The organism is Roseovarius mucosus DSM 17069 (assembly GCF_000768555.3).
GTDB classification, from domain to species: domain Bacteria; phylum Pseudomonadota; class Alphaproteobacteria; order Rhodobacterales; family Rhodobacteraceae; genus Roseovarius; species Roseovarius mucosus.
Genome location: NZ_KN293978.2, coordinates 170,858 through 191,765, shown reverse-complemented (window position 1 = coordinate 191,765; position 20,908 = coordinate 170,858). Strand labels below are relative to the sequence as shown.

Below are 20,908 nucleotides of genomic sequence, written 5' to 3'. Positions count from 1 at the left end.
AATCTGAGAACATAAAGGGAACGCGCAAGTTTCCGTGAAATCCGCGCAAGGATTAGACCGCGACGCCGCGCCGCCCCGCCAGATCGGTGAAATACTGCCATGCCACCCGGCCCGACCGCGCCCCGCGCGTGGCCTGCCATTCAATCGCCTCCGCGCGCAATGTCTCGTCGTCGATCTCGACGCCGTAGGCATCGCAATAGCCCCGGATCATCGCCAGATATTGATCCTGATCGCAGGCATGGAATCCCAGCCACAGCCCGAACCGATCCGACAGAGACACCTTTTCCTCGACCGCCTCGGACGGGTTGATCGCCGATGACCGCTCGTTCTCGATCATGTCGCGCGGCATCAGGTGGCGGCGGTTCGACGTGGCATAGAACACCACATTGTCGGGCCGCCCCTCGATCCCGCCATCCAGAACCGCCTTGAGCGACTTGTAATGCTGATCGTCATGGGAAAACGACAGGTCGTCACAAAAGAGCAGGAACCGCGCCTCCGACCCGCGCAAGAGATTCAGCAAGCGGCTGACCGACGGCAGGTCCTCGCGCTGCAATTCCACGATCTTGAGCGGCAGGTCCTGCGCCCGCACCGCCGCATGCACGGCTTTGACAAGGCTTGATTTGCCCATGCCCCGTGCCCCCCAGAGGAGCGCGTTATTCGCAGGCAATCCCCGCGCGAATTGCAGCGTGTTCTGCAACAGCGTGTCGCGCGACCGATCCACCCCTACCAATAGGGACATATCGACCCGGCTCACCTGTCGCACCGGCTCCAGCCGATCGGGGCTGACATGCCAGACAAAGGCATCCGCCGCGTCAAAATCAGGGGCTGAAAGCGGTGCCGGGGCCATCCGCTCCAGCGCGGCGGCGATACGGTCCAACGGATCACTCATTCAGATCTTGCCTTTTTCCTCGGACGTGTCGGCCTCGGCGTCTTCCTCTGCCTCTTCCTCGTCAAACCACAGCCCCTGCGCGCGCAGCTCCGCCTCTCGCTTTTTCTCGACCCAGGTCACAAGCTGGATAGAGATTTCATAGAGGCCGTAGACCACCACGAAGAGGATCAATTGTGTCATCACGTCGGGCGGCGTCACCAATGCTGCGAGGACAAGAATACCGATCACAGCATATTTGCGCACGGATTTGAGGCCCACCGCGCTCACCAGCCCGGCCTTACCCATCAGCGTCAGCAACACCGGCAACTGAAAGCACAGACCAAAGGCCATGATGAATTTCAGGGTAATATCAAGGCTTTCGTTCACCTTGCCAAAGAACGTGATGCGAATACCTGTTGTCTCGGGCGCGGCAGCAACCCCCGGCACAGCCTCGGGCCCAACCAACCCTGTCATCAGATCCGCGATGAGCGATGGCACATCGGCAAAGCCAAGGAAAAACGCCATCGCCAGCGGTGTCACCACGAAATGCGCAAAGGCCGCGCCCAAAAGGAACATCATCGGCGAGGCAATCATGAACGGCAAAAATGCGTTCTTTTCCTGCTTGTAGAGCCCCGGGGCCACGAACCGCCACATCTGAACGCCAATCACCGGAAAGGCGAGCGCAAACCCGAACACCATCGAAATGCGAAACAGCGTGAACAGATATTCCTGTGGGCTGGTATACTGCATCGTGGGCGAGGGATCGCCCAACTCGCGCAGCGTTGCCTCAATCGGTCCCAGCAGAAATTGCAGGATCGGCTCGGCCACCGTAAAGGCCAGCACGATCCCGATGACAAAGGCGATGACCGACCGGATCAACCGCGTGCGCAATTCCGCCAGATGCTCGATCAGCGGCGCGCTGCTGTCGTCGATCTCGTCGCGCGGGCTCATGCCTCATCCCCTGCCTTGGTCTTTTTGGCCTTGGCCTTCGGCGCGGCCTTGGGCTTTGCGGGCGCTTTCGGCTTTGCCGCCGCCTTCTCCGGCGCGGCCTCCGCCTTCGCCGCCTTGCGCGCCTCTGCCATCTCGGCGGTCGCGGCGCGGGCCTTGTCGGCGGCGGCCTGCTGTTCGGCGCTGAGCGGCGGCTTGGTCGCCTCATTCAGGTCGCGTGTGACGCTGTCGGTGGTCTTGCGCACCTCGTCCATCGCGGTCTTCATAGGGTTCGCGGCAGATTTGAAGGTTTTTTGAATGTCACCCACGCCGGACTGATCGGCGGCATCATTCATGGCGCGACTGAATTCGCGGGCCATGCCCTTGGCCTTGCCCACGAAATTGCCCACGGCCCGGAACATTCCAGGCAGGTCCTTGGGCCCCACAACGATCAAGGCCACGATGCCGATGAGCAATAGCTCCGTCCAGCCAAGATCGAACATTTAAGGATCAGACCTTGTCTTTGTCTTCGGTCGGGGTCACGTCGCGCGCGGTCTCTGCAGATTCCTTGCTCGCGTCATCCAGTTCCTTGGTGCCCTCGGCCACGCCCTTTTTGAACGAGGTGATGCCCTTGCCCACCTCGCCCATGAGCGACGAAATCTTGCCGCGCCCAAAAAGCACCAGCACCACCACCGCGATCAGAAGAAGCCCCGGAAGGCCAATATTGTTCAGCATTTCAATCTCTCCCTTTCTCGGGGGGTCGGTTGCAGGGTCCCCGGGAATTTCAATTTAACTATCTAGTCGCTCGCACCGGCGGTTGGAAGCGGCAAAGCGGCAGAGCGCCCCGGATTCCACCATAAATTTCCACGGACCACACCCTAATCAGGCTGACCCGCCCCGGTCAATCACTCCCCTGCGCCTCGGCGCGGCTCTTGCCGCTGACATTCATCGCCAGCGTGGCAGCCATGAATTCGTCCAGATCGCCATCAAGTACCCCCTTGGTATCCGATGTCTCGACCCCGGTGCGCAGGTCTTTGACCATCTGATAGGGCTGCAACACATACGACCGGATCTGATTGCCCCAGCCGGCATCGCCCTTGGCGTCATGCGCCTCGTTGATCGCCGCGTTGCGCCGGTCCAGTTCCAACTGGTAGAGCCGCGATTTCAGCGCTTTCATGGCGATGTCGCGGTTCTGGTGCTGCGATTTCTGGCTGCTCGTGACCACGATGCCCGTCGGCATATGCGTGATCCGCACCGCCGAGTCGGTGGTGTTCACGTGCTGCCCGCCCGCACCAGAGCTGCGATAGGTATCGATGCGAATATCCGACGGATTGACCTCGATCTCGATATTGTCATCCACCACCGGATAGACCCAAACCGACGAGAACGACGTGTGCCGCTTCGCTGCCGAATCAAAGGGCGAAATCCGCACCAGCCGGTGCACACCCGATTCGGACTTCAGCCAACCATAGGCATTGTGCCCGCTGATCTTGTAGGCGGCGGATTTGATGCCCGCCTCATCGCCCGCCGATTCTGATTGCAGTTCGACAGTGTAGCCGCGCTTTTCCGCCCAACGCACATACATCCGCGCCAGCATCGACGCCCAGTCACAGCTTTCCGTGCCCCCGGCCCCTGCGTTGATCTCCAGAAAGGTATCGTTGGAATCCGCCTCGCCATCGAGCAGCGCCTCCAACTCCTTGGCGGCGGCCACCTTGGCCAGCGCCTTGATCGCGGCCTCAGCCTCGGCCACAACCTCGGTGTCACCTTCGGCTTCGCCCAACTCAATCAGACCCAGATGATCCTCCAACTCCTGCTTGAGGCTGTCATGGGTCTCAAGCGCATCGACAAGCGCCTGCCGCTCACGCATCAGCGCCTGTGCCCGCGCAGGATCATCCCAGAGCGTCGGATCTTCGACCCGGGCATTGAATTCCTCCAGCCGGTGCCGGGCGGTCTCCCACCCCAGCCGCTGCCGCAACAGCTCCAACGACTTTTGGATCTCGGCCACGAGGTTCTGGGTTTCTGCGCGCATCGGAATGTCCTTGTCTGGTCAGGTGCGGGTGATAGCGCAGCGCGCCGGGCCGGGCAAGAGAGCCCTAGTACAAGCCACCCGAACTCATCGACCCAAAGCTGGCCTTGCCACCCACCCGCGCTTTTTCACCGGTCGAGGTCGTGACCTCCTGCACCTGCTCGCGCTCGCCCGCGGCAAAGAGATCAAGGTCATTGCCCATGGCAAAACCCCCATCATAGGTCACACCAAACACTGGCTCTTCACCATCACGGAAATATTCGGCCACCACATTGTCGCCGGTCGCATCATCCGAAAGGCGCGCACCGGTGAACCGGTCGATCTTTAGGAAATGCCCGCCGGGCGGCACTTCGAACGGACCGCCGCCGTATTTCTTGATCGCTTCCTCCATGAAATCCTGAAACACCGGCCCGCAGAGCGACGAGCCATAGGCCGACCGGCCAAGGCCGCGCGGCTGGTCATGGCCGATGTAACAGCCCGCCGCGATATTGCTGGTAAAGCCCACGAACCACACATCGCGCGCGTCATTGGTGGTGCCGGTCTTGCCCGCCACGGGCACCGGCAGGTTGATGGCCCCCGCCGCCGTGCCACGATCCACCACGCCCTTGAGCATCGAGGTGAGCTGATAGGCCGTGACCGCATTCATCACCCGCTCGCGATCCGACACGATACGCGGGCCACGATCGGCTGGAATGCCGGGATCATTGCAATCGACGCAATCGCGCTGATCGTGGCGATATACCGTCTTGCCATAGCGGTCCTGCACGCGGTCCACCAAGGTGGGGCGCACCCGCTCGCCGCCATTGGCAAACATCGCATAGGCCGCGACCATGTTATAGAGCGTGGTCTCCTCGGACCCCAGCGAATTGGCCAGAAACCGCCCCATGTTCTCGTAGACACCAAAGCGCTCGGCATAATCCGCGATAACATCCATACCCACCTCCTGCGCGAGGCGGATGGTCATCAGGTTGCGCGACTGCTCGATGCCGGTGCGCAGGGGCGTGGGGCCGTAAAACTTGTTCGACGAATTGCGCGGCCGCCACAGACCCTGCGGCGTGTTGATCTCGATCGGGGCGTCGATCACGATGGTCGCGGGCGAATAGCCGCTGTCGAGCGCGGCGGCATAGACGAACGGCTTGAAGGACGAACCCGGCTGCCGCAACGCCTGCGTGGTCCGGTTGAACACCGAGGCCTGATAGGAAAACCCGCCCTGCATGGAAATCACGCGGCCCGTGTTCACATCCATCGCGACGAAGCCGCCCTGCACCTCGGGCACCTGCCGCAAGGACCAGTTCACGAATTCCCCATCCTTGGTGACGGCGCGCACATGCACCACGTCGCCCAGATCAAAGGTGGCGGCGAAATCCTTGGGCAGCCATTTTATGTCACTGCGCGGCACCTCCTGCACCCCCTCGACGCCCTCGATCCCCACTTGCATGGCCTGATCGCCGATCCCCAGCACCACCGCCGGATGCCAGACTCCGTCGAGATCAATGTCCCGCGCCACGCTCAGCCCGGACAGCGCCGCGCGCCACGCGGCCTCATCGTCCAGAACCTCGGCGGGCAGGTTCTCGCCCGTGCCGCGCCAGCGTCCCTGGCCCCCGGTCGTAATTCTCCAACTGGCGCCGCAGTGCCCGCGCGGCGAAAACCTGCATCTCGGGATCAATGGTCGCCCGCACGGATAGACCGCCGCTAAAGAATTCGCCCTCCCCGAAATCGGCGCTCAACTGACGCCGGATTTCATCGGTGAAATAATCCCGTGGCGGCAAATCGGCGCTGAAGGGCGGGAAATCGCCATTCTGCACACTCCGCAGCGGCGCTTCGCGCTCCTGCTCATAGGCCGCCTGCGTCAGATAGCCATTCTCCCACATTTCGCGCAGCACGAAATTGCGCCGCTCCAAGAGCCGCTCTTTCTCGCGCACCGGATGATAATCACTCGGCGCTTTCGGCATCGCGGCGATGGTCGCGGCCTCATGCGGGGCCAACTCGGTCAGGGTCTTGTTGAAATAGGTCTGCGCGGCAGCGGTTACACCGTAGCTGTTCTGCCCCAGAAAAATCTCGTTGAGATAGAGTTCGAGAATGTCATCCTTGCTGAGCGTCTCTTCGATGCGCGTGGCCAGGATGATCTCCTTGATCTTGCGCTCCATCTGACGGTCGCCGGACAAGAGGAAATTCTTCATCACCTGCTGCGTGATGGTCGAGGCCCCGCGCACATTGCGCCCCCGCGACTTGACCGCATCCACAATGGCCGAGGCGATGCCGACCGCGTCGTAACCGCCATGGGTGTAGAAATTCTTGTCCTCTGCGCTGATGAACGCCTGCTTTACCAGATTAGGAATATCTTCAGCGGGCGTGAACAACCGCCGCTCGCGCGCGAATTCGTCGATGATCCGCCCTTCGCCCGAATAAATCCGGCTGATGGTCGGCGGCGTGTAATTGGCAAGGCTCTCATGGCTGGGCAAATCCTGACCATAGATATGCAGCACGGCACCAATGCTCAGCCCGATCACCACCACGACCAGCGTGATCAGGCTAAAGACGGTGCCGAAAAGGCTGAGAATCGCACGTATCACAAGGGCCCCCGCATGCTTGCTGGCCCCGATATAGGCATAGCGGGCCTCAGGGTCAAAAGGGAATGGGCGCGCCCACGCGCCACATTCCGCCGGGTCAAGGCATCCGCCCCCCTCATTGCCGCACCAATCCCGCGCGCGCGGCATCCGCATCCCGCCACGCGGTCAGCGCCGCACGCAGGGCCGCAGCAATCCGGGCCCGCCCCTCTTCATCGCGCAACCTTGCCAAATCGCGCGGGCTGGACAGAAACCCCAATTCGATCAGGACCGACGGAATATCAGGGGCTTTCAACACCGAAAACCCCGCCCGCCGCTGGGGCCGCGTCAAAAGCGGCACCTCATGCGCGGCAAAGCTCTCGATCAAGGCCTGTGCCAGATGCGCGGTGCGCGGCTGTGTCTCGACCCGCGCCAGATCCATCAGCACATCGGCCACCACGTCATCCTTGCCGCTCAGGTCCACACCGGCCAGCATATCGGCACGATTGTGCCGCTCCGCGAGCGCGGCACTGGCCTTGTCCGAGGCACTCTCGGACAGCGTATAAACCGACAGCCCGCGTGCCTGCGCCCCCGACAGGGCATCGGCATGCAACGACATGAATACATCCGCACCGGCCCAATGCGCCAGCGCCACGCGCCGCTCAAGGCTCACGAATTCGTCGCGCTCGCGTGTCAGAACCACTTCGAATCCCCCTGCCCGCAGCAATTCATCGCGCAATTCCTGCGCGAATTGCAGCATCAGCGCCTTTTCGGTCAACGCGCCCTCCTGGGCGCCCGGATCAATCCCGCCATGGCCCGGATCAAGCACCACCACCAGCGGCCCCTCGCCCGGTGTCTTCACCGGGGCCGCCACCAGCGCATCCTTGGGATCGGGCAGATCCCAGCCGGGCAAGGCGGGTGTGCCCGCCGTTGCGGCAAACCGCTCGGCATCTGATGCCCCAAGGACGACCCGCAGAGCCGCCCGCCCGCTTGCGCGGTCGATCTCCAACCCCGCCCGTTCCAGCGGATAGGGCGCATCCAGATCCGCCACCATGCGCGACCAACCCGGCCGAATCTGGCCCAGCCGCAAACCCTTGACGCGCTCCCCCGCAATCAGATCGCCCGCTCCGATGCCCTGCCAATCCACCTCTTGAAAATCAAGCACCAGGCGCGGCGGCGCATCGAGCGTATAGACACGGTAGGGCACGCCCTGCGACAGGCTCAGGGTCATCTCGACCCCGCGCGCCGTGTCCGCGATAGCGCTGCCTTCGGCATCGAGCCGCGCCAGACCGCTGAACGCAGCCTCTTGCGCGCGCACACCTGCGCCCCCAATCGCCAGCGCAAGCGCCAGCCCCATGCCAATGATCCTGCTCATCCGCCGTTTCCCGGTTCGTGTTCGCCCCAAGGATACACGAGCACCGCTCAACGCAACAGCCCCGATGTCCCGCACAACAAGCGCTTGATCCTGCCGCACAATCAATCAAGGTTTTTATCCCACAGCTTCCAGTCTATAGAATCGCCATGACCAGCCAAAACCCACGCCCCATCGTCGCACCAGAGGACCCAAAGGTTCTCTTTGAAATCTTCGTGCAGCGCAAATACTGCGATCTGGAACTGGCCTCGATCATCCATACCCTGCAAATCGCCAACAAGGTGCATGGCACAGCGCATTTCGGCTGGCGCATCATCTCGGACCGTCCCGGCCTCGTCCAAAGCAGCGGTGCCGGGCTGGTGCGCGCCGAGCCGGTGATTCCAGATCACTGCATGGCCGACTTCCTGATCGTGATCGCCTCAAAGTCGGCCGATCCCGCCGTCTGGATGGCCCGCGTCCGCAGCATGCGGCGGCTCGGGCGGTCGGTGATCCTGCTCGCAGATGCCGCGACCACCTTCATTTCGCGCACCCAGATCGAAACCGGCGCTGTCACGACCCATTGGGCCGATGCCGTGATCCTGCGCGAGACCCAGGATCAACCGCGCATGACCGAGAATTTGTCAGAGTTTTCCAACGGCATCATCACCGCCGCCGGGCGCGCCGCGACGGCCGAGCTTGTGATCGGCCTTCTGGCCCGCGACTTGGCCGTATCCGAGATCACCGAAATCGGCCGCCACCTGCTCTTGCCGGAAATCCGCACCAGTTCCAGCACACAGCCTTTCGCCCCCGAGGCCTTTCACAAATTCTACGACAAGGCCGTGTCGGATGCCCTCGCCATCATGGAAGACAATCTGAGCGATCCGCTCTCCATCGCGGAAATCGCCGATGAGGTCGACACCTCGCAGCGCTGCCTCGAGCGCCGTTTCCGCGCCGTGTTCGAAACCTCGCCAGGGCACTATTACAAACTGATACGTGTGCGCCGCGCCCATCACCTGATCCAGAGCACGAAACTGCCGCTGATCGACATCGCCACCGCCACCGGCTTTGGCTCGACCGGCACGCTCTCGACCGCGTTCAAGAAATTCTACGGCGTGACGCCCTCTGACCTGCGCGGCAAACACCGTGAGCGTGTGCTCGACTACTCCGCCGAGGTGTGAACCCGCACCGCGTCGGACACCACCTGCGCCGCCGCCGCCCAATCGCCCAAGCCCGCCGCCGCCTGCCGCGCCGCATCGGCGCAGCCTGCCCGCCACGCAGGCTCACTCAGCATCCGCCGCAGCGCCGCGCCAAAGGCCGCGTCATCCTCGGGCGGCACCAGAATGCCCGCGCCGGGGGCCACCGTCTCCGGCACCGCCCCCGCCTGTGTGCTCACGATCGGCAGCCCATGGCCCATCGCCTCATCAAACACGATGCCATAGCCCTCATAGCGCGTCGCCAGCGCAAAGAGCGTGGCGCGCCCATACAGCGCCTCCAGCGCCGGTTGCGTAATCTCCCCCGCGATCTCGACCCGCTCCGCCAGCCCAAGATCGGCCCGCAACGCGTGCAATGCCGCCACCGTCTCGGGCTCATGCAATCGCCCGACAATCACCGCCCGCCACTCTAGGTCTGTAATCCGCGCCAAGGCCCGCAAGAGCACGTCATGCCCCTTGCGCCGCGCGAGCAGCCCCACCGACAGGATCAGCGGCGGCACCTCTGGCTCCGGGCTCAGGTTCGGCACCACAAACCCCGGCCGCGCCACGCTGATCCGCTCCGGTGCCACCCCATAGGCCTCGCGCAAGAGGCCCGCGATATGCCCGCTCGTCACCACGATATGCCGCGCCCGGCTCAGATTGGCCCGCTCCCGCGCCGCCATGGCCTGCGCCTGCGCCGCGCTCAACCCCGGCTCAAGCGCCAGCGGATGATGCACCAGCGCCACCATCGGGGCCGCCAGACGCGCCACCCCGTCCGGGTCGAGCGCACCGTAAGCCAGCCCATCCACCAAGGCCGGGCAATCGCGCGGCAACGCCCCCAATTGCGCCAGCGCATCCGCCATGTCGCGCGCATCGGGATGCGGAAAACTGTCCCCCAACCGCAGATGCCGCAGCGTGATACCCCGCGCCACCAATGCCTCCGCCAACCGCCGGTCGTAGAGGTATCCCCCCGTCGTCAGCTCCGGATCCCCCGGCACGGCAAAGGCCAACTCGCGCCCAGCCTCACGCGCCATAGCGCACCCGATGGCAGAGGGTGCCTGCCGCCGCCAAAATCCCCGCATAGTCGCGCGGCAGATCGTCAAACCGCGTCTCACCGGAGATCAACCGATCCAGCACCGGATCGACCAAGAGCCGCAGCGCCACCTCCATCCGCCGCCGATAATCCCAGCGTGCCGCATGGCTGGCCGGGATACGCCCCACCTGCGACGAGATGATCTGCAACCGCCGCTGATGAAACGCGCCGCCAAGAGCCACGGGTGTCTCACCGCTGCCATACCAACTGGCCTCGACCACCCGCGCCTCGACCCCCGCAATCCCGATCGCCGTGCCAAGCCCGGCGGCACTGGCCGAGGCATGGATCACCACATCCGCATCGCCCTGCGCCGCCTCCGGCTGCGCAAACCGACACCCAAACGCTTCGGCCAGCGCAGCCCGCGCCCCGTCGCGGTCGATCAGGGTGACATCCGTTCCCGGCACCCGCGCCGCAAGATAGCCCACAAGCGCCCCCACCGTGCCCGCGCCGATCACCGCCACCCGGTCGCCGGGGGCCACCTGCGCATCCCACAGGATATTGAGCGCGGTTTCCATATTGGCCGCCAGCACAGCCCGCGCAGGCGGCACGCCGTTCGGCACCGGCACCGCCATCTGCGCGGGGCAGGCAAACCGTGTCTGATGCGGGTGCAGCACAAAGACCACCTGCCCCGCCCGATCCCCCGTGCTCACGCGCCCAACGGCGCAATAGCCGTATTTGACCGGGGCGGGAAACGCGCCTTCCTGCAACGGCGCCCGCATCGTGGCGTGCTCGCTCTCGGGCACCCGGCCCTGAAACACCAGCCGCTCGGTGCCCCTGCTGATGCCAGTATAGAGCGTCTCGATCACAACATCGCCCGGTCCCGGCTCTACCGCCACGGGACGCAAATCCACCTGCTCCGGGGCCACAATCCAAAGCGCGCGCGCCGCTTGCGCCATGCCCCTCACCCCAGCCGTGCGGCCGGTTGGCGTGCATGCGGCCAGACCTCCGCCGCCACCCGCGCGCCCATCACGCAATCAAAGAGCACGTCCGACCCAAGCCCATAAACCTGCGTTTCAGGCCGCCGCGCCTGCGCCAACCGCGCCACGGGCCGCGTGGTCAGACCCTGCGGCCCCGCCCCGATCAAGAGCGGCGCCACCGCCACATGCAGCCGCGCCAGCAAATCCGCCTCGATAAACCGCGCAATAGTGATGGCGCCGCCTTCGACCATCAGGTGATGCAGCCCCACCTTGCGCAGGGCGCTCACGATGGCGGGCGGCGAAATCCAGTCCTTGCGCGGCAGGCGGATCACCTCGACCCCCTCGGGGCGCGGCTTGTCCACCTCCTGAATGACGATCCGCCGCGTGCCGTCCTCTGCGAACAAACGCGCCTCATTCGGCAATCGCCCCGAGGGATCAATCACCACGCGTGCCGGATTCTGCCCCGGCACAAGCCGCACGGTCAGACGCGGGTCGTCATGGAGCGCGGTTTTGACCCCCACGATCACCGCATCGACCAGCGCCCGCATCCGGTGCAGATGCGCCAGCCCGTCCGGGCCCGACACATCCGCCGCATCGCCCGTGACCGTGGCCACCCGCCCGTCCAGCGATTGCCCGATCTGCGCCACGACCTGCGGCGTGCCGGGGGCAGCCAGCATCGAGCCATAGAGCGCCATCGCCGCGCGCTCGCCCGTGGCCCAGTCCCCGCAACACAGGCACGCGCGCCCCGCGCGCGCCGCGAGAATATGCTCCCAGACCTTGGGGGTGACTTCAGCACTCTGCATCCGGGTCTCCGTTTCGCGTTGCGTCTCGGCGCTTCGCCATGGTTGAACGCGGGCCGCTATGGCTCGCCTTGTGTTGTGCATAGCAGAGATAGACGGGTTTTCAAAAATGTCATGCGCGTCGGCCATCCCCCGGCGGCACCGCCAATAGGTCGATATGGCCGATTTCGGCCCACCCCTCGGCAAGAACCCGCGCGCGCCGCGTCTGCCAGCCTTCTGCTCCGGCGTATCCCGCCTCGGCCGCCGCCTGCGCAATGCCCGCCAGCAGCAGGCGCTGCATCTCTGCCTCTTGCGGCCCCAACCGCCATGAACTTGGCGCGCATTGCACCTCATATCCCAACGACGCGAATATCCCGGCGGCTGTTTCCGCCGCGCTTGGGCCAAGAGCTGCCCCAAACCCCTTGTTGCCCCGCTGATGCGCGTTGAACTGCGCGGTGATCGCCGCATCCTCCGCATCCTCGGGCGACCAGCGCATCACGCCGTCATAGCTGAGCGCAGCATAAAGCGCTGTGCCCTGCGCCACCAGCCGCGCGGCCAACCGCTCAACCCAGTCCCGCGACACGAGGTCAAAGAGCGCCGAGGCCGTCACAAGCCGGACACCCTCAAGCGGCAGAGCGTCGATCTCCGCCAGATCCCCCTGACAAATCGCCGCCTCCGGATGCAGCACCGCCGCCCGCGCGAGCAGGCCCGCATCATTGTCGAAAAGCCGCCAGTGCGCGCCTGTGGCTCCGGCCCCCTCAAAGGCGCGCACCGTCGATCCTGTGCCACAGCCAAGGTCAAGCACCGAGCCCCCCGGCCCGGCCAGCGCCACCGCCCGACGCAACAGGGTCGCATCCCGTGCCGCCCTGTCCGCCGGTTCCCGCAGCGCCAGCCATCCGGGGTCAAACCCCATCTCAGAGATCCGCCTCGTACCAGCCACGCGCCACATGGCTTTCGTGCAGCATCACACGGATACGGGCCAATCGCCCCGCATCGCCCAGACCCTCGGCGCGGGCAATGTCGCGCAGTCCCGTCCAGATGTGATGGCACAGGAATTCCGTGGTGGTGAACTTGCCCTTGAACTCGGGTTTGTCGTCCAGATTGCCATAGCGCAGCGGGGCCAGCACCCGCGCCAGCGCCTCCGACGCAAGGCCGATGTCCACCACCAGCCCATGCGCATCGATATCCTCTGTATAAAACGCGGCATCGACCACGAATGTCGCCCCATGCACCCCCTGCGCGGGGCCAAAGACGGGATCAGGCAGGGAATGGGCGATCATGATGTGATCACGGACTTCGACGGCAAACATGGGGCTTTCCTTCCTTGAATGGCAGGCGTGACGTAACACGCGCTCCGATTGCGTCAAGCCTAGGGATCACATCGGCAAAACCCCGCGCGTGCACGAGAATTTCATTGGACCTGCCGCCGCGCCGCCATAACTGTAGGTTGCGCATCGAACACAGAGAGCCATCGTGACAGATTTGACCCCAAACCGACCAAATGCGCCAGCCGTGACGCCGATTGCGCCGCATTTGCGCCGCGCGCCCACGCTGGCCAACCGCCGCCGTGTCGTACTTGCGCTCAACGTGGTGACGGTCGCGACACTCTTTACCGCCATGCTCGCGCTCTTTCTGCCGCTCGGCATCACATGGGCCGAAGGCGCGATGCTGACCGCCTTCCTTCTCACGCTTCCCTGGCTCTCCATCGGCCTCTGGAACAGCATCCTTGGCCTCGCGCTCGACCTGCGCCATGGCGCGCACGCCGCCGCCCATGTCACACCTGCCCTCACCCGCATCCGCGGCGACGAGCCGATCACGGCCCGTGTCGCCGTGGTCATGCCGCTGCGCAACGAAGACCCGGACGCCTCCATCGCCCGCCTGCGGCGATTGGAAGAGGAAATCGCCCTCACCCCCTATGCGGGGCGCTTTTCCTACCATGTGCTCAGCGATACCGATGACGCCCGCGTCGCCCTCAAGGAAGAGGCGCGCATCGCCCAATGGCGCAGCGCGCGCCCCATGGCGGCCATCCACTACCGCCGCCGCACCGACAACACCGGCTACAAGGCCGGCAATATCGCGGAGTTCCTGCATGGCCCGCAGGGCGAGAGCGACCTTTTCCTGCCGCTCGACGCCGATAGCGAAATGGGGGCCGAGACCGTCTTTCGCATGATCCGCGTGATGCAGGCCAGCCCCGAAATCGGCATGTTGCAAAGCCTCGTGACCGGCCTGCCCGCCCGCAGCTTCTTCACCCGCGCCTTTCAGTTCGGCATGCGCCACGGCATGCGCTCCTACACGCTTGGCTCCGCATGGTGGCAGGGCGATTGCGGCCCCAACTGGGGGCATAACATCGTGATCCGCACCGCCCCCTTCCGCGAGCATTGCATGTTGCCGGTGCTCGCCGGGCGCGGGCCGCTTTCGGGCGCGATCCTCAGCCATGATCAGGTCGAGGCGGTCTTGATGCGCCGCGCCGGGTACGAGGTGCGCGTTCTGGCCGAGGAATCCGAAAGCTTTGAGGAAAATCCCCCCAGCCTCGTCGATTTCATCCGCCGCGAACTCCGCTGGATGAATGGCAACCTGCAGTATTTCAAACTGCTGTCCATGCCCGGCCTCAAACCCGTGAGCCGCCTGCAACTGGTGCTGGCGATCCTGATGTATATCAGCTCTCCGGCGTGGATTGCCTTCATCCTGATCGGCGCGGCCCTCGCGGGCACCGTCGACCAGATCAACGCCATTCCCGCCGCTGCCGGTCTCACCCTCTTTGCCGTGCTGATGACGCTCAGCCTCAGTCCCAAACTCATGGGGCTGGCACAGGTGCTGGCCTCATCCGCGCGCTCTGCGGCCTATGGGGGGCGCGCCCGCGTGCTGGCGGGCGGGCTGGTCGAGATTGTCTTTTCGATGCTCACCTCGCCGGTCGTGGCCGTCGCGCTCACGCAATTCGCCATCGGGCTGATCTTTGGCCAGCGCATCGGCTGGAGCGCGCAACAACGCTCGCGCGAGCGCCTCGAATGGCATGAGGCCGCGCGCGTGCTCTGGCCGCAAACCCTGCTGGGCGCGGGGCTTTGCCTCTGGTTCTGGGTTCAGGCCCCTTGGGCGCTGATCTTTGGCGCGCCGGTGCTGCTGGCGCTCACCCTGTCCATTCCGGTGGCGGTGCTCACCACCCTGCCCCGCCTCAGCCGCTGGTCGCAATCCACCGGCCTTTTCGACATCCCCGAGGATCGCCGCCCCGCTCTGCAAGACCAGACCATACACGCCAACACCGCCTGACACGGGAGACATCGCATGACCGCCTTCAGACTGACAGCCCTCGGCGCAACGCTGGCCCTTGGCCTCGCGCCCCCCGCACAGGCCGAACCCGCGACATGGCAGATCGACCCCGACCATGCGGTCGTGGCCTTCACCATCATGCACGCAGGCTATGCCAAGGTTCTGGGCCGGTTTTCCGACATCGAAGGCAGCTTTACCTACGATCCCGACACACAGGAACTGGGCGAGGTGACCGCCCGCATCGGCGCGGGCAGCGTCGATACGGATCACGAGAAGCGCGACAATCATGTCCGTTCCGCCGATTTCCTCGACGCCGAAGCGCATCCCTCGATCACCTTCACCGCCACCGGCAGCACCCCCACCTCCGAGACCACCGGCACCGTCACCGGCGATCTCACGATCCGGGGCGTGACCCAGCCCGTGACCCTCGACGTGACGCTCAACAAACGCGCCGATTACCCCTGTTGCCATGGCAAGGAGACGCTGGGCATCTCCGCCACCGCCGAGATCCTGCGCAGCGATTTCGGCAGCACCTATGCCCTACCCGAATTCGTCGGCGATGCGGTCAGCATTATTCTCGAATTCGAGGCGATCCGCGCCGATTGACCCGCGCCGCCGCAAACCGGACCACAATGATTTTGTCACAGAGTCCGATTTGAGACCTGCTTTGACCGAATTCGATATACCATAGCGGCACTTTTTCCCCGAAATTGGGGCAAAGGAGTCGGATACAATGCGCTATTCAGGATTCAAGGTCATCAAAGAGGCCCTCACCGGCCACCGCGGCTGGGGCCCCGCATGGCGCGATGCCGCGCCGCAATCGTCCTATGATTACGTCATCATCGGCGGCGGCGGGCATGGCCTTGCCACGGCCTATTATCTGGCCAAGGAATTCAAGCAGGCGCGTATCGCCGTGCTGGAAAAGGGCTGGATCGGCGGCGGCAACGTGGGGCGCAATACCACCATCATCCGCTCCAACTACCTGCTCGACGGGAATGAGCCCTTCTATGAATTCTCGCTCAAGCTCTGGGAAGGGCTGGAACAGGACCTGAACTATAACGCGATGGTTAGCCAGCGCGGGATTCTCAACCTGATCCACACCGACGCGCAGCGCGACGCCTTCATCCGGCGCGGCAATGCGATGATGCTGAACGGGGCCGATGCCGATCTTCTGACCACCGCGCAGATCGTAGCACGCTATCCGTTCCTCAACGTCAATGACGCGCGCTTCCCGATCAAGGGCGGCCTCGCCCAGCATCGCGGCGGCACCGTGCGCCATGATGCGGTCGCCTGGGGCTATGCTCGCGCCGCCGACCAGCGCGGCGTCGACATCATCCAGAATTGCGAAGTCACCGGCTTCCGCATCGAGAACGGCACCTGCATCGGGGTCGAAACCTCGCGCGGCTTCATCGGCGCGAAAAAGGTCGGCGCTTGCGTCGCAGGCTCGTCCTCGCGGCTCATGTCGCACGCGGGCATGCGCCTTCCGATCGAAAGCCACGTGTTGCAGGCCTTCGTGTCCGAGGGTCTCAAACCCGTCCTGCCCGGTGTCATCACCTTTGGCGCAGGCCATTTCTATTGCAGCCAGTCCGACAAGGGCGGGCTTGTGTTCGGCGGCGACATCGACGGCTACAATTCCTACGCCCAACGCGGCAACCTGCCCGTGGTCGAGGATGTCTGCGAAGGCGGCATGGCAATCTTCCCGATGATCGGGCGCGCCCGCCTCCTGCGCATGTGGGGCGGCATCATGGATATGAGCATGGACGGCTCGCCCATCATCGACCGCACCCATATCGGCGGCCTCTATTTCAACGGCGGCTGGTGCTATGGCGGGTTCAAGGCCACGCCCGCATCGGGCTTTGCCTATGCACACCTGCTGGCCACCGACAAACCGCATCCCACCGCCACCGCCTATCGCTTCGATCGCTTCGCCAAAGGGCTGATGATCGACGAAAAGGGCATGGGCAACCAGCCCAACCTGCATTGAGGGAGCCTGCACATGCTGATCAATCACCCCCTCCTAGGCCCCCGCGACGCCAGCGAATTCGTCTACAAGGGCGACGCCGCCCTCATCAACCGCCCCGACCCCGACGCGCCCGACGCGCTGGAGCAGTTCATCGACTACGGCTATCTGCGCGACAACCCCGCAGGCGCGCATCGGGAACTCTGGTTCCACGAACAGGGCGACCGAAGCTGGCTGGTCGTCACCCGCAACACACTCACCCATGAAATCACTTCGGTGGAATTGGCCCGCGACGTGGCCCGCCGCGAAGGACGCTCCAAATGACCCAAGTTAATCGCCTCGCTGGCGGTCTGATCGACCGCAGCCGCACCATTTCCTTCCGCTTCGACGACAAATGGATGAAGGGCCATCCCGGCGATACCCTCGCCTCCGCCCTGCTGGCCAATGGCGTGCGCCTGATGGGTCGCTCGTTCAAATACCACCGCCCGCGCGGCCCGCTTTCGGCAGGCTCCGAAGAACCAAACGCCATTGTTGAATTGCGCGACGGCGCGCGGCGCGAACCCAACACCCGCGCCACCACAGCCGAGCTTTTCGACGGCCTCACCGCGCAGTCGCAGAATCGCTGGCCCTCGCTTGCCTTTGATGCACTTGCGATCAACGACCGCCTGTCGAATTTCTTTGCCGCCGGGTTTTATTACAAAACCTTCATGTGGCCCGCGGCCTTTTGGGAAAAACTCTACGAACCCATCATCCGCCGCGCTGCGGGCCTTGGCTCGCTCAGCCTGCAAGCAGACCCCGACAGCTACGACAAGGGCTATCTGCACTGCGACCTGCTGATCATCGGTGCTGGTCCCGCCGGTCTGGCGGCGGCGCTGACCGCGGGCGAATCCGGTCTCAACGTCATTCTCGCGGATGAAGATTCCCTACCCGGTGGCCGCCTCAACGCCGAAACCTTCGGCCTTGGCCAACAATCCGGTTCCGACTGGGCCGCCGAGGCCACCGAACGTCTGGCCGCCCTGCCCAATGTGCGCCTCATGACCCGCACCACCGTGCTCGGGGCCTTCGATCACGGCATCTACGGCGCGCTCGAACGCGTGAGCGATCACCTGCCCGTCCCCCCCGAGGGCAAGCCGCGCCAGATCCTCTGGCGCATCTATTCCCGCCGCGCCATCCTCGCCGCCGGGGCCACCGAACGCCCCATCGTGTTCGAGAACAACGACCGCCCCGGCATCATGCTGGCAGGCTCGCTGCGCGCCTATGCCAACCGCTGGGCCGCCACCCCGGCACCGGAAATTGCCGTTTTCACCAATAACGACGACGGCCACCGCACCGCACAGGACCTCAAGGCCAAGGGCGTCACCGTCGCCGCCGTGATCGACACGCGCCCCGACGCCCCCAAGGGCAACGGGTACGAGGTGATCGCGGGCGGCACCGTCACCAACACCTCGGGCCGCCTTGGCCTGACCAAGATCGAGGTCACGGATGCACGCGGCACCCGCCGCACGATCCGCTGCGGCGCGCTCGGTGTCTCGGGCGGCTGGAACCCCAACGTCAGCCTCACCTGCCATCAGCGTGGCCGCCCCACATGGGACGCCGATATTCACGCCTTCGTCCCCGGCGGCACCCTGCCCGAGGGCATGGTTGTCGTGGGCGCAGCCAACGGTCGTTTCTCAAACCACACCGCCCTGACCTCTGGGGCGGACGCCGCCGCGCAAATCGCCACAGAACTTGGCCACAGCGCCACCCGCCCCGACCTGCCGCAGGCCGAGGATACGCCGCTCGCCCTCACGCCGTTCTGGCATGTCAAAGGGGCCAAGCGCGCCTGGGTCGACCAACAGAACGACGTGACCGCCAAGGATGTGAAACTGGCGCATCAGGAGAATTTCGTCTCCGTCGAGCATCTCAAGCGCTATACCACGCTTGGCATGGCCACCGATCAGGGCAAGACCTCGAACACCGCCGGTCTCGCGATCATGGCCGAGGTGGCGGGCAAATCCATCCCCGAGGTGGGCACCACCATGTTCCGCCCGCCCTATACCCCCACGGCCATCGGGGCCTTTGCGGGCCGCGCACGCGGCAAGGATTTCCGCCCCACCCGCAAGACCCTCAGCCATTTCTGGGCCGAGGAACAGGGTGCCGTGTTTGTCGAGGTCGGCATGTGGCTGCGTGCCCAATGGTTCCCGCGCGCGGGCGAAACCCATTGGCGACAGAGCGTGGACCGCGAAGTGCTGCAAACCCGCCGGTCGGTCGGCATCTGCGATGTGACCACCTTGGGCAAGATCGACGTGCAGGGGGCGGATGCCGCCGCCTTCCTCAACAAGATCTATTGCAACGCCTTCGCCAAGCTGCCCGTCGGGCGCGTTCGCTACGGCCTCATGCTGCGCGAGGACGGGATTGCCATGGATGACGGCACCGCCGCGCGCCTGGCCGAGGATCATTTCGTGGTCACGACCACCACCGCCAATGCGGTCACGGTCTATCGCCACATGGAATTCGTGCGCCAGTGCCTCTGCCCCGACATGGATGTGCAACTCATCTCCACGACCGAGGCTTGGGCACAATACTCCGTCGCAGGCCCCAACGCCCGCAAACTGCTGCAAAAGGTGGTGGACCCCGAATTCGACATCTCCAACGAGGGCTTCCCCTATATGGCCTGCGGAGAGATCACCGTCTGCGGCGGGCTGCCCGCGCGGCTCTTCCGCATCTCCTTCTCGGGCGAACTGGCCTATGAAATCGCCGTGCCCACGCGCTACGGCGATGCCATGATCCGCCGCCTGATGGAGGCGGGGCGCGAATTCGACGTGGTCGCCTACGGCACCGAGGCGCTCGGCGTCATGCGCATCGAAAAGGGCCACGCGGCCGGCAACGAACTCAATGGCACCACCACCGCGCTCAATCTCGGAATGGGCAAGATAGTCTCGGCCAACAAGGATTCGATCGGTGCCGTGCTCTCACGCCGCGAGGGGCTCAATGCACCGGACGCGCTGCGCCTCGTCGGCCTGCGCCCGGTGGACCGCTCCAAGCCCGTGCCCGCAGGCGCGCATCTGATGACACGCGGCAGCCCGGTCGATGCCGCCCATGATCAGGGCTATGTCACCTCCGCCTGCTACTCGCCCAACTTGGGGCATTCCATTGCGCTGGCCTTCCTCAAATCCGGCGATACTCGCATGGGCGAGATCCTGCGCCTTGTCTCGCCCCTGACCGGTGTCGAACATGACGTCGAAGTCGTCAGCGCCCATTTCGTCGATCCAGAAGGAGAGCGCCTCCGTGCATGATCTCATCGCCATCAGCCCGCTTGGGGCCACCCGTCCCCGTATCGACAGCCACGGTCCCGTGACCCTGACCGAAGTCACCGACCGCGCGCTGGCCTCCGTCGCGGCCCGCCTTGGACACGAGGCGCAGGCCAACGCGCTGGTCGCGTCGCTGATCGGTGCCCAGGCCCCCGGCCCCGCCCGTATGGGCGGCGAGACCCTCATGGCCTTCTGGATGGGACCCGATCAATGGATGCTGGACGCGCCGATTGACAGCCACGAAGATCTGGCAGAACGGATCAAGGCAGAGGCCAAAGGCTCCGCCAGCGTCACCGACCAGACCGGCGCATGGTGCCGTTTCGATCTCAGCGGGGACGGGCTGGCCGATGTCTTTGAGCGCCTCACCAACGCCAACACCCGCGCCTTTACCGGCGGAGAGGCGCAGCGCGCAGCGGTCGAACATATGGGCTGCTTTCTGCTCTGCCACAGCCCGCGCCACATCTCGGTGATCGGCCCCCGCTCTTCAGCCGGTTCGCTGCACCACGCGCTGCTAACCGCAATCCGCTCGGCGCACTAACCTCGTCCCGGGCTTGACCCGGGACCTCGCAAACCCAAGGCACAAGGCCCCGGCTCAAGGCCGGGGCGTGCCCCATCCGCACTCGTGCCGGGCTTGACCCGGGACCTCACCATTCCCTAACCCGTCCCGGGCTTGACCCGGGACCCCATTCAGTCGCCT

The 20,908-nt window shown here is 64.9% G+C and carries 18 protein-coding genes and 1 pseudogene; 7 read left to right on the top strand and 12 right to left on the bottom strand.

All coding sequences use genetic code 11. The annotated features are described in order from the left end of the window. Positions 1-52 precede the first annotated feature (52 nt). The 7 genes and pseudogenes from ROSMUC_RS07930 to ROSMUC_RS07900 form a co-directional block, all read right to left on the bottom strand. The gene (locus ROSMUC_RS07930) at positions 53-889 is read right to left on the bottom strand and encodes an ATP-binding protein (protein ID WP_037271460.1); all 837 of its coding nucleotides are present in this window, start codon (positions 887-889) and stop codon (positions 53-55) included. Next, positions 890-1,819: a twin-arginine translocase subunit TatC gene (gene tatC, locus ROSMUC_RS07925; protein WP_037271458.1), complete on the bottom strand. Its 930-nt coding sequence runs from the start codon at positions 1,817-1,819 to the stop codon at positions 890-892. Next, positions 1,816-2,298 carry a Sec-independent protein translocase protein TatB gene (tatB, locus tag ROSMUC_RS07920; protein WP_037271456.1) on the bottom strand — a complete coding sequence of 161 codons (483 nt, stop codon included), beginning with the start codon at positions 2,296-2,298 and terminating at the stop codon, positions 1,816-1,818. Before tatB ends, tatC begins: the two co-directional genes overlap by 4 nt. A gap of 7 nt (positions 2,299-2,305) precedes the next feature. Next, positions 2,306-2,530 (bottom strand): twin-arginine translocase TatA/TatE family subunit, encoded by a 225-nt coding sequence (locus tag ROSMUC_RS07915; RefSeq protein WP_037271454.1) that lies wholly within the window; start codon positions 2,528-2,530, stop codon positions 2,306-2,308. Positions 2,531-2,696: 166 nt separating this feature from the next. After that, a complete protein-coding gene (prfB, locus tag ROSMUC_RS07910; RefSeq protein WP_037271451.1) occupies positions 2,697-3,824 on the bottom strand; it encodes a peptide chain release factor 2 in 1,128 nt (375 codons plus the stop codon). Between the two features lie 64 nt (positions 3,825-3,888). Further along, positions 3,889-6,394, bottom strand: a pseudogene (locus tag ROSMUC_RS07905) (penicillin-binding protein 1A). 112 nt (positions 6,395-6,506) lie between these two features. Next, the gene (locus ROSMUC_RS07900; RefSeq protein WP_037271448.1) at positions 6,507-7,742 is read right to left on the bottom strand and encodes an N-acetylmuramoyl-L-alanine amidase; all 1,236 of its coding nucleotides are present in this window, start codon (positions 7,740-7,742) and stop codon (positions 6,507-6,509) included. 146 nt (positions 7,743-7,888) lie between these two features. Here ROSMUC_RS07900 and ROSMUC_RS07895 point away from each other — a divergent pair, with 146 nt between their 5' ends. After that, a complete protein-coding gene (locus ROSMUC_RS07895; protein WP_037271445.1) occupies positions 7,889-8,896 on the top strand; it encodes a GlxA family transcriptional regulator in 1,008 nt (335 codons plus the stop codon). Here the strand turns inward: ROSMUC_RS07895 and ROSMUC_RS07890 are convergent. From ROSMUC_RS07890 to ROSMUC_RS07870, 5 genes are all read right to left on the bottom strand, one after another. Beyond that, entirely contained in the window at positions 8,878-9,942 is a 1,065-nt protein-coding gene (locus ROSMUC_RS07890) for a glycosyltransferase family 4 protein (RefSeq protein ID WP_037271442.1), read from the bottom strand. The two genes, ROSMUC_RS07895 and ROSMUC_RS07890, sit on opposite strands and share 19 nt — an antisense overlap. Further along, positions 9,932-10,897 (bottom strand): zinc-dependent alcohol dehydrogenase, encoded by a 966-nt coding sequence (locus tag ROSMUC_RS07885; protein WP_037271439.1) that lies wholly within the window; start codon positions 10,895-10,897, stop codon positions 9,932-9,934. Before ROSMUC_RS07885 ends, ROSMUC_RS07890 begins: the two co-directional genes overlap by 11 nt. 5 nt (positions 10,898-10,902) lie before the next feature. Then, positions 10,903-11,721, bottom strand: coding sequence for a RibD family protein (locus ROSMUC_RS07880; RefSeq protein WP_037271985.1), 819 nt, complete (start codon positions 11,719-11,721; stop codon positions 10,903-10,905). Between the two features lie 109 nt (positions 11,722-11,830). Further along, positions 11,831-12,610, bottom strand: coding sequence for a class I SAM-dependent methyltransferase (locus ROSMUC_RS07875; protein ID WP_037271436.1), 780 nt, complete (start codon positions 12,608-12,610; stop codon positions 11,831-11,833). Between the two features lies 1 nt (position 12,611). Then, complete coding sequence (locus ROSMUC_RS07870) at positions 12,612-13,007, bottom strand: 6-pyruvoyl trahydropterin synthase family protein (protein WP_037271433.1); 396 nt, start codon at positions 13,005-13,007, stop codon at positions 12,612-12,614. 163 nt (positions 13,008-13,170) lie between these two features. Here ROSMUC_RS07870 and mdoH point away from each other — a divergent pair, with 163 nt between their 5' ends. From mdoH to ROSMUC_RS07840, 6 genes are all read left to right on the top strand, one after another. Next, entirely contained in the window at positions 13,171-14,961 is a 1,791-nt protein-coding gene (mdoH, locus tag ROSMUC_RS07865) for a glucans biosynthesis glucosyltransferase MdoH (protein ID WP_245875142.1), read from the top strand. 15 nt (positions 14,962-14,976) lie between these two features. Beyond that, positions 14,977-15,567, top strand: a complete 591-nt coding sequence (locus ROSMUC_RS07860) for a YceI family protein (RefSeq protein ID WP_052115288.1) — start codon at positions 14,977-14,979, stop codon at positions 15,565-15,567. Positions 15,568-15,694: 127 nt separating this feature from the next. Then, positions 15,695-16,945: a sarcosine oxidase subunit beta family protein gene (locus ROSMUC_RS07855; RefSeq protein ID WP_037271430.1), complete on the top strand. Its 1,251-nt coding sequence runs from the start codon at positions 15,695-15,697 to the stop codon at positions 16,943-16,945. Between the two features lie 12 nt (positions 16,946-16,957). Then, positions 16,958-17,245, top strand: coding sequence for a sarcosine oxidase subunit delta (locus tag ROSMUC_RS07850; RefSeq protein WP_037271427.1), 288 nt, complete (start codon positions 16,958-16,960; stop codon positions 17,243-17,245). Beyond that, on the top strand, positions 17,242-20,196 hold the full coding sequence (locus ROSMUC_RS07845) for a sarcosine oxidase subunit alpha family protein (RefSeq protein WP_037271423.1): 2,955 nt from the start codon (positions 17,242-17,244) through the stop codon (positions 20,194-20,196). Before ROSMUC_RS07850 ends, ROSMUC_RS07845 begins: the two co-directional genes overlap by 4 nt. Then, a complete protein-coding gene (locus tag ROSMUC_RS07840; protein ID WP_037271420.1) occupies positions 20,189-20,749 on the top strand; it encodes a sarcosine oxidase subunit gamma in 561 nt (186 codons plus the stop codon). Before ROSMUC_RS07845 ends, ROSMUC_RS07840 begins: the two co-directional genes overlap by 8 nt. Positions 20,750-20,908 lie beyond the last annotated feature (159 nt).